At 39.2% G+C, this 13,168-nt stretch carries 12 protein-coding genes and 1 pseudogene; 6 read left to right on the top strand and 7 right to left on the bottom strand.

Annotated features, from left to right (window positions below):
- Window positions 1–251 (bottom strand): annotated as a pseudogene (locus AW17_RS21270) (type IX secretion system outer membrane channel protein PorV); the annotation flags it as partial.
- An 803-nt stretch (window positions 252–1,054) separates the two neighbouring features.
- Between AW17_RS21270 and AW17_RS21275 the strand changes: the two are divergent.
- Window positions 1,055–3,262: a beta-N-acetylhexosaminidase gene (locus tag AW17_RS21275; protein ID WP_051692027.1), complete on the top strand. Its 2,208-nt coding sequence runs from the start codon at window positions 1,055–1,057 to the stop codon at window positions 3,260–3,262.
- 262 nt (window positions 3,263–3,524) lie between these two features.
- Here AW17_RS21275 and AW17_RS25450 read toward each other — a convergent pair whose 3' ends face one another.
- From AW17_RS25450 to AW17_RS21290, 5 genes are all read right to left on the bottom strand, one after another.
- Window positions 3,525–3,749 carry a DUF6266 family protein gene (locus tag AW17_RS25450; protein ID WP_425339103.1) on the bottom strand — a complete coding sequence of 75 codons (225 nt, stop codon included), beginning with the start codon at window positions 3,747–3,749 and terminating at the stop codon, window positions 3,525–3,527.
- Window positions 3,676–3,924: a hypothetical protein gene (locus AW17_RS21280; protein WP_029279887.1), complete on the bottom strand. Its 249-nt coding sequence runs from the start codon at window positions 3,922–3,924 to the stop codon at window positions 3,676–3,678. Before AW17_RS21280 ends, AW17_RS25450 begins: the two co-directional genes overlap by 74 nt.
- A gap of 46 nt (window positions 3,925–3,970) precedes the next feature.
- Window positions 3,971–4,225 carry a hypothetical protein gene (locus tag AW17_RS23900; RefSeq protein WP_083488799.1) on the bottom strand — a complete coding sequence of 85 codons (255 nt, stop codon included), beginning with the start codon at window positions 4,223–4,225 and terminating at the stop codon, window positions 3,971–3,973.
- Complete coding sequence (locus AW17_RS21285) at window positions 4,149–4,832, bottom strand: hypothetical protein (protein ID WP_029279889.1); 684 nt, start codon at window positions 4,830–4,832, stop codon at window positions 4,149–4,151. Before AW17_RS21285 ends, AW17_RS23900 begins: the two co-directional genes overlap by 77 nt.
- Window positions 4,833–4,919: 87 nt before the next feature.
- On the bottom strand, window positions 4,920–5,117 hold the full coding sequence (locus tag AW17_RS21290; RefSeq protein ID WP_029279890.1) for a hypothetical protein: 198 nt from the start codon (window positions 5,115–5,117) through the stop codon (window positions 4,920–4,922).
- Between the two features lie 535 nt (window positions 5,118–5,652).
- Here AW17_RS21290 and AW17_RS21300 point away from each other — a divergent pair.
- The 5 genes from AW17_RS21300 (at window position 5,653) to AW17_RS21320 (ending at window position 12,207) form a co-directional block, all read left to right on the top strand.
- On the top strand, window positions 5,653–9,672 hold the full coding sequence (locus tag AW17_RS21300; protein ID WP_029279893.1) for a hybrid sensor histidine kinase/response regulator transcription factor: 4,020 nt from the start codon (window positions 5,653–5,655) through the stop codon (window positions 9,670–9,672).
- A 301-nt stretch (window positions 9,673–9,973) separates the two neighbouring features.
- Entirely contained in the window at window positions 9,974–10,195 is a 222-nt protein-coding gene (locus tag AW17_RS21305; protein WP_029279895.1) for a hypothetical protein, read from the top strand.
- A 13-nt stretch (window positions 10,196–10,208) separates the two neighbouring features.
- The gene (locus AW17_RS21310; RefSeq protein ID WP_029279897.1) at window positions 10,209–10,736 is read left to right on the top strand and encodes a hypothetical protein; all 528 of its coding nucleotides are present in this window, start codon (window positions 10,209–10,211) and stop codon (window positions 10,734–10,736) included.
- A gap of 100 nt (window positions 10,737–10,836) precedes the next feature.
- Window positions 10,837–11,355 (top strand): hypothetical protein, encoded by a 519-nt coding sequence (locus AW17_RS21315; RefSeq protein WP_029279899.1) that lies wholly within the window; start codon window positions 10,837–10,839, stop codon window positions 11,353–11,355.
- A gap of 315 nt (window positions 11,356–11,670) precedes the next feature.
- Window positions 11,671–12,207: a hypothetical protein gene (locus AW17_RS21320; RefSeq protein ID WP_029279901.1), complete on the top strand. Its 537-nt coding sequence runs from the start codon at window positions 11,671–11,673 to the stop codon at window positions 12,205–12,207.
- Between the two features lie 130 nt (window positions 12,208–12,337).
- On the opposite strand, the gene AW17_RS21325 is transcribed toward AW17_RS21320, so the two are convergent.
- Window positions 12,338–12,940 (bottom strand): hypothetical protein, encoded by a 603-nt coding sequence (locus AW17_RS21325; protein WP_055726112.1) that lies wholly within the window; start codon window positions 12,938–12,940, stop codon window positions 12,338–12,340.
- Between the last annotated feature and the right edge of the window lie 228 nt (window positions 12,941–13,168).

Here is a 13,168-nt window from a genome sequence, read left to right on the forward strand (position 1 = left end):
ATTCCCGTTGACCCTTGGGGCAAGTAGGCCATCGATGCGGCATTAATGGCCGCCGAATGCGCATCAGCCTCAACCGCTACACCGGCATTGCCCATGCCAGCAATGCGGGCACCAGGGGTAATCCGTAAAAAAGGAGCTGCAGCGATCAGGCTGTTAGATCTGTCATCATTGTCGATTTTTCCTGCCTGCTGGGCATCTACGTTTATAACAACTAAAGTTAGCAGGGCCAAAAGGAAAAATATTCTGTTCATCGGTTATGAGTTAAAATTTTCAGTTCTTATTATCAAAAAACAACCATCACCTCTACTGCTATTAATCTTTTATGCTGCACCAGCCAAATATCTCCAGTTCGACATTACGCTCATCTAATTACAGTATTACCTGAAAGGCATATCGCGAATGATACTGTCTATTTCAGGCAATACAGTAATTCTTCTTGATTTCAACAGGACGATTTCTTTCAAGAAGTTATATGCAGCAAAAACTCTTTTATAGGTTTTTTGGTTAGTTGGTTATCACGAATAATTTATTCGTTTGTTTTTTAATAAAATGATTATAGGATGTTGGTATAGATCTTAGTTATAGACCTTTATCAAAACTAAGCACATTTGATTTAAGTCAATTTAAAAACACCGCACAAACGTTTGTTTACCAATAGATTTACAATAATGCCGTGTTTAAGCGGTGTTAATATCCCTGATAATGCTACCGCATTTGCTTTAAAATTTTTAAATAAGGGTACAATGTGATTCAAGAGAAATAGAAAAACAGTAAATTATATTTAGTATAGCCCAGCTCTTGGGTTAAATGCACAATTACCCAGCTTATTTCCGAAATAGGTGTCGTTTGTAAATTTATTATTACAAAAACAGGAGATGATCGAAATAAATAGTATAGCAAAAAACAAGAGATCGATTCGATATTGGATTATTGGCAGTCAACATTTTAAAGCAAAATTTAAAGTAGCGGATTAAACGCAAACGTTTGTGCTTTGTTTAATATTTAAGATGGATGGCATAATATGTAAATTACTTTAACCCTAATTGAGTTTCTTATGACAAAAATTTTATTGCCTATCTTTTTCTTAATGTGTTTTTCAAAACTATCTATCGCTCAAAATAATATCATTCCACTTCCCGAAAGCTATAAAGCAAATGGCCAACGTTTTAACATAAATAAAGGAACTAAGATTTATTACCAAAATGGATTGAAAGAACAGGCAACACTTTTAGCATCGGCATTAAGTCCCGCCACTGGTTTCGACTTTGAATTAAAAGAAGTTAAAACTTTACCATCAAACGGGATAGTTTTAGTTGTCTCAAAAAATGCCAGTAACAGCAGAGAATCCTATACATTATCTGTGAATAATCAACAGGTTAAAATTGCCGGGAACAGTAGCGCAGGTATATTCTATGGCATTCAAACTTTATTACAGATGTTGCCTGTCGAAATTTATAATAAGGAACGCAAAAAGAGCAAAATCTGGACAATTGATGGTGCCATAATTAATGACGCCCCAGCCTACGCTTGGCGTGGTATGATGCTTGATGTTTCCAGGTATTTTTTTAGTAAAGAATATGTTTTAAAGTTTATCGACTTAATGGCGATGTATAAGATGAATGTATTGCATTTCCATTTAATTGACGATGCGGGTTGGCGGTTGGAAATTATCAAATACCCCAAATTAACTTCAATAGGTGGATGGCGTGGTTTGGGCGCTGAAAAAACAGGTGGATATTATACTCAAAAAGACATTCGGGAAATTATAGCCTATGCGGATAAACGAAATGTAGAAGTGGTACCAGAAATTGAGCTGCCAGCGCATACTTTAGCTGCAATAGTAGCCTACCCTTACCTCGGCTGTACAAACCAACAGTTCATAATGCCAACACAACACTCTATTAGTAAAGAAATTTATTGTGTAGGTAAAGAGCGTACGTTTGAGTTTCTTGAAGATGTATTTAAAGAAACAACTGCTCTTTTTCCTTCAAAATATATTCATATCGGTGGCGATGAGGCCAATTACAGCAGATGGAAAGAATGCACTGATTGCCAAAAGAAAAAAAACGAACTTGGACTGAAGAATGAATCAGAACTGCAGGTATATTTCAATAACAGGGTACAGTCTATATTAAAAAAATATGGAAAAACTTTAGTCGGTTGGGATGAAGCAATTGAAGATGGCTTAAAGGAAAAAATGGTTGGAATGATCTGGAATGACAAGAAAAAAATTGCCAAAGCTGTAGAGCAAGGGCACAGCATTGTACAATCGCTAACTGCTTATTGTTATTTTGATATGCTTGAGAAAAACATTCCAGGCGAGGTACAAACAGCTTCATGGGCTGGGCCGGTTTCTTTAGAGCGTGTGTATTCCTTCAACCCCATGTTGGATAATTTAGATGAAAAATACAGAAGCCAAATATTAGGTGCATCAGGTACTTTGTGGGCAGACCAGTTTATACATGGCAACAAACTGGCCGAAATGGTTCCATTGAACGAAAACCGCTCTGAGCAATATTTTGACTATTTGGCTTTGCCACGCCTAAGTGCACTGGCAGAAGTTTGCTGGACACCTGTAAAACTAAAAAACTGGACGGCATTTGAAAGTAGAATGAGTACACATTACCAACGCTACCAAAATGCAGGTTATGGTTTTAGGCTGCCACAACCAAAACTGGTGAGCAATACAAAGGTTGATAGTACCTACACCATCACTCTACAAAATGTAGTTAAGGGTGCTGAAATACGCTATACTACTGATGGGTCTTTTCCAACACCTTATGCTACAGTATATACTCAACCCATCAAAATAACAAATCTCAGCAATTTCTGGGCTATAACAGTATTAAACAGGCAACAGTATTCGTTACCTTTCTATTTTCCAGACAAATACGATCGTTTCAAAAAACTTGGTGTGTTAGCTGCAGAATGGGGGCCATCCAACATTAAGGAAAAGGATTTTACAACTTTAGAGATCAATGCAACTGGAACAGTAAATGCCAATGGCAATTTTATTTTAACGTTTCAATATATTGGTGGCGAAAGCAGATTGGATATTAATTCTATCAGCATATACAAAAATGGAAATAAATTGGCCGAGGAAACACTCAACGGCTATGCTGGTACTAGTACAAAAAATAATAGTTATCCTTTTACTATCAATAATTATGAAACCGGTGCCGCATTTACCATTAAAGCCAATATAAAAGGTCAGATAAGTAATGACTCTAAGGGGGCTATTTTTATAAAAAAGGTAGATTAACTTTTAAACCAAGTGCTTTTGCACTAAACCTTAAATATTTGATCTAAAGTAAAAAGATAGCAGCAACAGCAATGTTTATTATTTTGCGAACAGAATAAATTCAAATTCAATGCTGTAGATAGTAGGTATTCAAAGCTCATAGTCTGCCTTAACTAGTCCATAAAACAGGCAAAAGAAATCAATAACCATTCAGCTTACAAAACTGAATGGTTAAAAGATGCTTTAATAAGATTTTAATGGAGCACTACGTCTTTCTGGTCTCCTAAATAATAATATTCCCTGTGTAGCTGCTCATTGCGATAGACGGCCTATCATCTGCGATAAATGAAATCCAGGTATACAGTTCATTGTCCTTTTCAAATGCTGGGATTTCAATGGTCTCCATGCCATCGCTTCTCCTTGCACCACTGAGCTTAAAATAGGCCCGCTGAGCTTTTACATTGTAAGCCATCACCAACACACATGGAATAACTGCCTTTTGCGCCATTTCTACTCGGGGTATCAGCCCAATCGCCCCAGAACAAGGGGTTCTTAAAGGTGCCATCTCCGTTATCGGCGGTCCATACATTAGCAACAGGTTTCTGGATAACCTGTTGCGCTTTACTAAACTGAAAGCTCAGCAAAGCAATACCAGTAATAATTAGTTTAATTTTTGAATGCATTTAGGTAATTTTTTTTGATGGAACCTATCTTCCATTTGTGCATGAATTATACTTTATAATACTGCTCCCATCCTTTGCGCGGCGGTGGACCGATCAACAGTTCGTTTGCATTTTTACTACTGGTAATTTTCTTCCTTTTTCTGGCAATAGCCTCTTCTCTGCCCGGATAGCTGTTTTCCTGATCGCCTGCATAAGTGTGTCCATCTGCAAAACGCTTTTGCTGTTCAAGTAACGGCAGGTACCAGTAGTTTATGATAACAAACCAGTTTAGCCCAGTACTCTCCCTTATGTTTTTGGGCAAGATTATCCCAACCATAAGTAAGCGCGGCAATATCGAGGTTAGCATAATTATCGTAAACACCCTGGCCCCAGTCTGACCCTTCCGGGTAATAAACATCAGCAGTGCCTTCACGGTACATGGTACCGCCGGGAGCCTTATAGGGTGGTGATGAAAACGGATGTGCGGTTACCGAATAATAAATTTTATCAAGATTGAAGCGTGCGGCTTCAGGCGTGTTTTTTCTGGCCAGAGCGAATACAATCGGGGCATTTATCATCGATGCAATTGCATTGTACTGTGGATGGATGATACCATGATTGATCACAAAACCTGGCTCTTCCATATTAGATCCCTGCACCCATTGGCTAACCGGCTGTCCGTGTATAATCGGCGAATTATGAAGATCGGAAGGTAAAGCTGTTGAGGCCATCAGGTATTCGACTGCCTTATACAACCATTTACCCGAGTGCGGATGATTGGGCAGCATTACTGCTGCCAAATATAGGAGCTCTGCATTCCAGGCATCTTCCTCAATTTTAGAATCACCAGGGAACAATACTTTGCCAGTACTGTCTTTATAATAAAGTGGCACTACACTAAGAAAACGATCTGCTTCCGAAATGATCATCCGGGTGATGTAAGTCTGGTCTTTTTTAGAAAAATCATCACATAAAAGCCAGGCCGTATATCCCGAATAATAAGCCCAATGAGCCGCCTACCAATCGCCGCCCCATACCTTTCGCCTCTGGTTCACTTTATGATCGTAGGCCACAGCACTTACCATTTGGATGGTTTTGTTTTTAGCCTCCTGTAAAGAAACTCCTGTTACGGCAGGATCGTATATACCTGTTTTGATGGCAATCGCAATACCGAACGACATGGCCGCTGGAAAACGGTAGCGGTATTCGTTCACCTTTGATTTGCTTTTCAGATCAAGGTAACCGCTCGAATCTGGCTGGTATTTTTTTATATCCCGATACCAAGTGGTTAATGCAAATTTATTGGCATTCAGCAGGCTTGTTTGTACGACTTTTGTTAGTTGATTGTGAGGTGTTTTTTTTGAAAACTGCTCCAGTTAATCAGTTTCACTTTTACCGTGTCGCTGGTTGATAAGCCTGATTGGCTATGTGCAATTTTTGTACTGAATAAAAAAGGGATTAGAAAAAGTAATAAGCGAGGTTTGCGCATTTTATAGTCTCCGATTTGTTCTTATATCTGCCCATTTTGAAGTGCATGCTTCATAAAAAACTGGTTCATGGGTTTATTTGGTTATTGATAATGTAGACCGGTTGTCTGGTCAGGTTAGCTTGTAAATTTCTTTAATTAGCTGATGATCAATAGTAGAAAATCTTAAACAAATAGGGGGAAAATTTTAAATCAGATGGTTTTTCACTACTTCGTAGGTTAATTATGAATATTAAAGCCAAATATCTCATAGCTTTGTTACAATGATCATCCTGCTCCATTTAAATAGAAAACGCTTCATCCGTGCCCTGGGCTGGTTAAACTTTGTGTATTTAATATTATTGGGATCATTATCTGTAAATGCCCAACTGGCAATTTCAACACATTTCAGCACTGAGGATGGCCTTGTTCAAAATAGCGTACTCTCCATTGCACAGGACAAACAAGGGTTTATGTGGTTCGGCACTGAAAAAGGCTTAAGCCGGTTTGATGGATTGAGGTGGCGCAATTTTAAGAATATTCTTGGTACAGGTAAACCTTCATCTGGTGCTTTGATCAGGTCTTTGTTCTGGGACCAACAGAGCCGGTTGTGGATGGGTACAGTATTTGGATTAATTATTTTTGATCCTCTTACCGAAAAATTCAGACAAATCAAGCTTCCCTACCAAAAGCAACCTGAGGTTAGGTGGATAATGGCTGATCGCTCTAGGAATATCTGGGCAACTACCATAGCGGGGATTGTATTGATCACCAAAGGACATAAAATCATTACCTCACCAAAGACTTTTGATGATGGCAGAAGTATATCATGCTATACGATATATCAGGCAACTGATGGCAAAATCTGGTGCGGTACAAATAGAGGCCTTTTTGAAGTAAGCGTTAAAGCTGGCCGGATTATCCTAACCAGAACAGCCATCGAACTACCTGTTTTCTTGCAAAAGGAAGCAATTACTTCGATTAAACAAGATGATTCCGGACGATTTTGGTTCGGATCCTATGCTGCCGGTCTGTTTTTATGTGATTATCAACAAGGAAAATTTATAAAAGCAAAAAAACAACCCGCTTTACCAGGTGGCGCTACAAACAAAATCCGCTCAATTATCAGCTTACTGGATCATAGGATTGGTGCTGCCACTGCAGATGGCCTGTTTTTTTTCGACATTGATCACCTAAGCAGGATTGAGCTGAATAGCCGATTGGGCAATGAACAGACCTTACACAACAGCTCTATCCACAGCCTGTTTCAACAGCGTTCGGGAACCATTTGGATTGGCACTTATTACAGTGGCTTAGACCTGATAAAGCCAGCCCTTACCCCCTTTAATCATCTAAGTATCGGCCCATCATCTATAAACCTCAACCATCGTGTGGTGAGCAGCATTTGTAACCGTAATCCAACCGAGCTTTGGATTGGTACCGAAGGCGGGGGAATAAATATTCTTAACCAGACTACCAAACAGGTGTCTTATTTAAAAAACCAGCAGGGTAACAATCAGTCCATCAGTTCAAATTTTATTAAAAACCTGTTTAAGGATAAGGACGGGAATGTATGGATCGGAACTTTTTCGGGTACTTTGGATGTATTTAATGCCAGTACCAATGCCATCGAACACCGTTTAACAGGAAGTGAAAGAGTTACCGAGATCAATTCTATAGTAGAAGATGACCAGAACCGGCTTTGGATGACCTCAAGCGGTAGCTTACTGGTGTATAAACGTGCTGGCACCAGCTTAAAAGCAGATCTATTAATGCAGCAAAATGCACTAAAATCTTTTCGCGCAGGTATTGCCTTTCGCGATACTAAAAAAAGGTTATGGTTTGCTTCCGAAAGCAAGGTGATTAAAGTTGAAGGCAGGGAGATCAGGACATATTACCTAAAGTACCCGGCAAACACCATTTCTGAGCATCAAGGCACCATTTATTTAGGATTAGAAAGCCATGGCCTGGCAAGATATGATGGAAAAGACCGGCAGTTCGTTCCCTATCAGATCAACAATCAGTTGAGTAACCGTTCAGTAGTGAGTATGGCCTTTGATAAGAAGCACAATATCTGGCTGGCAAGTGATAGTGGGTTACTTAAGGTTACACCGAAAAAGAAAATCGTTACCCAATACACCAAAGCAGATGGGCTGATCAGTACCAATTTTACCCCCAATGCCAAATACGAGCAGGATGACAATTTGTTTTTTGGAACATTGGATGGACTGGTGTATTTTGATCCTGACAAAATCAGGGACAATACTACAAAATCGAGTATGGTGATTACCGGTATGCGAATTTTTGATGTTCCTGTAGAAATTGATGGTTCGGTACTGCGCAAATCCATCACCTATACCGACAAGGTTGAGCTTAGCCATAACCAGAATTCGTTAACCTTCGAATTTGCCTTATTGGATTTTATTAAGCCAACAAAAAATGCCTTCAGGTATAAGCTTCAGGGCTTAAGTAAGGGATGGACCACAAGCAATTTAGCAGAAGCAACATTTAACAACCTTGCTCCAGGTACTTATACTTTAATGGTAAGTGGCAATAGCGGCAGTTCCAACTGGATGGGACCTACTCGTTTAACCATTAACATATTACCGCCGTTTTGGGCAACCTGGTGGGCTTATACACTGTATACCCTTATTTTAACCAGTATTGTTTTCTTCGTTAGCCGTTATTTTGTGTTACGTACCCTCCTAAAAAGAGAAGATGAACTTCACCAGTACAAGATCAATTTTTTTACGAATGTATCGCACGAAATCAGGACACACCTCAGCCTCATTTCTCCTCCTATTGAGCAGCTTGTTTCGGATGAACATTTGAGCACGAAACAAAAAGACAAAATAATCGGGGTTGCAGGCAATGCCAGGCGATTGCTCACACTCGTTAACGAACTGCTGGATTTTAGAAAAACTGAGGATAACCGTTTATCGCTATCCGAAAATGTTCAGGATCTGTTACCTGTACTGGAAGATTGCCTACAGATGTTTTCGGAAACCGCCGAGCGAAAACAGATTACCACGCTATTTGAAAGATCACATCTAAAATCAGCCTTTTTGCTGTGCGATGCTTTCCAGTTAAAAAAGGCCATTATAAACTTATTGGCAAATGCCTATAAATTTACACAGGATGGTGGTATTGTAGAACTTAAGATCAAGCAGACCGACAATGAAATTACCATCGTTGTAGAGGATAACGGCAGGGGTATTTCCCAGTCGCATTTAGACAAATTGTTTGAAAATTATTATCAGGTTGCAGACCATGGGTTTCAGAACACTGGTTATGGCATTGGCCTGGCCTTATCTAAGGCTATTGTTGAGCTTCACCAAGGCACCATTACAGTGACCAGCCAGTTGGAGACCATGAATGAGCATGGACTAACATCATTTACGATTTCTTTGCCTAAAAGACAAAATGATACGTATGAGCTGCAAGAAGCCTACCATGAAGAAAGTACCTTACCCAATGGCCTGGCTGACCAGTTATTGCCCTTAAGCCCGACCAACGATAACCCGAAACCAATCATCTTGCTGACTGAAGATAACCTGGAGCTCGCCACCCTTTTAGACGATATTTTAAACCCTCATTACCAGGTGATGATGAGCAGAAATGGAAAGCTGGCATGGGAACAGGCTAAACGGCATATGCCTGATCTGATCATCAGTGATGTAACGATGCCTGAAATGTCGGGCTTTGATTTTTGTGACCGGATCAAATCCAATGTGGCAACAAACCACATTCCCTTTATATTGCTAACCGCCAAAACACAGGCCGAAGATGTAATTGCCGGGCTCTCCCATGGTGCTGATGTTTACCTCACCAAACCCTTTAGCCCTCAGGCTTTGCTGCTACAGGTTAATAACCTTATTACAGGAATAAAGAATGCGCAGGCACACGTTAGCCAGTTATTAGATAAAAAATCTACGTCAGTCGACATCTTTGAACAGTTAAGACAAACCACACTGAGCACAGAAAACCAAAAGTTCCTTAATCAGCTGATAGAACATATTGCAGACTCGATAGAGAATGCAGATTTTGGTGTGAATGAACTGGCCAAACTGATGAATATGAGTACTCCTATCCTCTACAAAAAGATTAAGTCGGTTTCTGGTTCATCAGTTAATGATTTTATCAAAAGGGTACGCCTTAAAAAAGCAGCAGAACTGCTGGAAACTAAACTATATACAGTATACCAGGTTTCATATATGGTAGGCTTTTTAGATAGCCGGTACTTTAGTAAGGAATTTAAGAAGTTTTTTGGGAAGTTACCTTCAGAGTGGACGGATAATCATTAAACTGTGTTTTTGTTTAGTGGCACATCTTGGTTTTAACAATTAATCACTGTAACGATATTGAATCTTATTATTCTGCACCCTATTAATGCTTGGGTCTTAGCGAGACGCTACGGCCATGATGGCGTGTTTATTTAGTAAAAAAGATGAAATAATTTGTGATTTGGAAAACTGTTTGCTATCTTGTATGTTAACAAGTTAAGAGATGAAATTAAGGATGTGTCCAAGGTGGACATATTTTTTTGTTTAACAACAGGTTATCTGAAAAATATCTTTACTTTTGCAACCCTTTTATTTATATATCATGAGCAAGGATAGTATCTTAAACAATCTTTTTAGAGCGGCCTCAAATATGCTTACTCAATTCAGTACAGAGGAACCGCTGATCAGTGAGGAGACTAAAGCAATCCTTAATGATTCGGAGGGTAAAGTCGAGCTTTATGACAAAATCATGAGCAACCCGAAACATGGCGAGGTCACCCTTAATTTGAAAGGTCAGAACATTAAGTTTTTCGTAGAAGCTTAAACATAAAGTTTCTTTGGAACAGGTTGCGCTCAATACCGTGATCGCTGTAATGATGGCGATTTTTCCGGGTTTCCTTTTTAGAAAATTTTATTATCGTGGTGAGTTCACCAAGCAGTTTAATCAATCCAATGAGTTTGATAAGTTGTTGTGGAATGTGTTTTTCAGCGGGGTTTCCATGGGGGTCACTTTTCTCTCTGTTTATGCTTTCCGATCGATGTCGGGTCTTGAAGTTCTAGATTCACTTAGTTATGATACTGTACGACAGATTGCAACGCCAATTGCGGACAATAAGATTCCGGAGAAGGATCTGATGTACAAAACCTATCAGGATTTACTATTGATCATTGCGCTTATTTACGCTATTTCCTGTTTCTTTGGTTTTATGTTGCATTGGCTGGTTAGAGGGCTCAGACTAGACGTACATTTCCAGCTGTTTCGATTTAAAAATTATTGGTATTACTATATTCATGGTGGTAAAATCCTTTATAGCAGTCCAGGCAACAAAAAGCCTGCTTTTACTATGGTAGGAGATTGCAGGTGAAACTAAGCTATATTCTGGCCTCCTCTCGCAGTATACAATTAATAAGGAAGACAATAACTTAGAAAACCTATTTCTGACCAATGCGCGTGCGCTAAAACAGGTGAAAGATGCTGCAGGCAATACAGTAGAGGTGAAGTCTAGAGAGATTCCTGGAGCAGCTTTTTGTATTCCGTATAAAACGGTAGCAAACATGAATTTAGTGTACGTTTATCGTGATGATCGTGGCCGGAACCTGAATAAACTTTCCTTGATTGCGATTAATATAGCTTTCTTTCTATTTTTCACATTTGTAGTCGCTTCGTTCTGGTTTGATTTAAGTTCTTACGGTATTGTAGGATTCTGGGAAAAATTTTTCTACGGCATTTTCGCATTTACGGGCTTAGCCAACTTTCGCTTATTATTTTTGAAAAGGGCTTGGCAAAGCCTTGAGTGGATAACAGCCTCTTCATTAATTATTTCCAGTTCGTTATGGATCCTCTACCTGATGGGAGTTGTCAATGTTTGGGTTTCAATCGGCTTTTTTATTGCCGCTATTGTAGTGATTTCTACAATTCCCTCTTCATCACCACCCCAGGACTCTAATTCTGATGCCCAGCAATCATCACAGGATAACGGCTAATGATTTCAGATTCCTTGTTTTAGATTTATTCCCGCAAAAAACCTCTGATCTATACCAGTGGCTTTATTTCACAAAACAGTCTTCTGTTTATTTTGCACTGTTTTTCTTCTCAGTAATCTCAGTCTTTATTTGCCGTTCAAGGTTTAAGGTCTTGCATTGGTTACGTACAGATGTACAGCGAGGGGCTACAATCGCCCTTCAAATACGATTTACGATTTATTTACAAAATTTACATTTTTATTTACAATCCAAATCACTCCATCCGAAAAATATCAAACTAGATTCGCTGAATCAATTTGAAAGGATATAAAACATATGAAAAAAAACATCTATGTGCTGATCTTACCACTGGTTGTGGGGAGCGGATTAGTATTTGCCAATCGTGAAATTAAGCCATCCCCAAAGCCCTTGTCTGCCGCTGAGCGGAAAGCCCGCATGGTGGAAGACAGGAAAAAATGGGAGGCCTCTCCTGACGGGATCAGGTACAAAAAATGGGAGCTCTCTCCTGAAGGTAAAAAAGTGCATGCCAGTCATGATAAAATAAGGAAGTACATAAAGGATTTCAGCAATATGGAAGCCGTGGTAACGTCTGTTACTTTTCAGCGCGCAAATGCGAAATCAGGACCAAAATGGCTTATCGTCAGGATTAATGGCGAAGAGTACATGATGCAATTCACGCTTAAGGAATTTCAGCAGTTAAATGGCCTGAAAGTTAACGACAAAATAATCGTAAGAAGCCGCAGCGCAGGCTATTCGCCTAATCATCCCTATTTGATCGTATCGGGTGACTATATTGAGCAAAATAATAAGGTACTTTTTAAACGTGACTTTAGCAAAAATAAGGGTTGTTGACAAAAAGCTTGACATTTCGCATCTCTCAGCTAAGATTAAAAGCGCATCGAAAGGTGGGCTTTTTTTGTTATAAATTGATTTTGCAATGGCTTTAGCGAGACGCTACGACTGGAATGAAAGCGTGAATATGCTATTTGTTTTTCATTATTTTTTCGAATTCGGCCTGGGTTAGAATTTCTAAAAATTCATCGCTAAAGTGCCATGCAGATACATATCCAGTTGAGACAATGAAACTGATTACCCAGGTTGTCCTTCCCTTCCATAATTTGAATGCACAAATATCTGTCGCGGTAATATAAGGACTTGTTTCACCTAAGTGTTGATGTGAGGATGCTTTTATCGCGTCTATACCACCGGTTCCCAGGGGAATAAGATTGTTATGAAGCTTTGTCTTTTTAATGATATTATTGTCTTTGTCAAAATTAATCAGGTAATCATTTCCTAATAACACTTCATCCGGTGCGGTTTGCCCAGTGATGACATATACTTTTTTTGCCCCATTTTTTATGATCGGAACAAGATTTAAACTGGTATTTTCATAAAATTTAAAAAGCGTATCGTTTGAAACAGCCTGTGCAGCTTTTGACCGGATGGCATAAAAGTCTTTTTCAACTCCGGTAAATTTTCTTGTTGCGGTGTCTATACTATATTTAGACGAGTCTAACCTATGGCCGAACTTAACTGTCGCCAACACTTCCGGATCGTCATTTTTAGAAAAAAAGATCGTGATCATTTCTTTTTCTGTCTCATAAGAAAAATATCCCCCGGATAATTGCTTCTTCCCGCCATAACCTATCGTGTGGACACATTTCTGAATAATTTGTTTCTTTGTTGGATGCAAACACGAGGTTTTACGAGTTTATCCGATTCAAGGTTAATTAGCAGGGGTAATAAGAATCTGGATATACTTTTCAGGAACAGTGTCCAGAGTATACGCCAGTTAAGCAAAGATGAGGCTGAA

The organism is Pedobacter borealis DSM 19626 (genome assembly GCF_000708285.2).
GTDB lineage: Bacteria > Bacteroidota > Bacteroidia > Sphingobacteriales > Sphingobacteriaceae > Pedobacter > Pedobacter borealis.

What these genes read in the sequence shown, in the direction of transcription:
- AW17_RS25450 (WP_425339103.1), bottom strand. Translation starts at nt 3,749, where the DNA reads ATGGCGCAAAAGGCAGTTATTCCATGTGTGTTGGTGATGGCTTACAAT.
- AW17_RS21285 (WP_029279889.1), bottom strand. Translation starts at nt 4,832, where the DNA reads ATGATCATTTCGGAAGCAGATCGTTTTCTTAGTGTAGTGCCACTTTAT.
- AW17_RS21320 (WP_029279901.1), top strand. Translation starts at nt 11,671, where the DNA reads ATGAAAAAAAACATCTATGTGCTGATCTTACCACTGGTTGTGGGGAGC.
- AW17_RS21325 (WP_055726112.1), bottom strand. Translation starts at nt 12,940, where the DNA reads ATGATCACGATCTTTTTTTCTAAAAATGACGATCCGGAAGTGTTGGCG.
- AW17_RS21305 (WP_029279895.1), top strand. Translation starts at nt 9,974, where the DNA reads ATGAGCAAGGATAGTATCTTAAACAATCTTTTTAGAGCGGCCTCAAAT.
- AW17_RS21300 (WP_029279893.1), top strand. Translation starts at nt 5,653, where the DNA reads ATGATCATCCTGCTCCATTTAAATAGAAAACGCTTCATCCGTGCCCTG.
- AW17_RS21275 (WP_051692027.1), top strand. Translation starts at nt 1,055, where the DNA reads ATGACAAAAATTTTATTGCCTATCTTTTTCTTAATGTGTTTTTCAAAA.
- AW17_RS21280 (WP_029279887.1), bottom strand. Translation starts at nt 3,924, where the DNA reads ATGCATTCAAAAATTAAACTAATTATTACTGGTATTGCTTTGCTGAGC.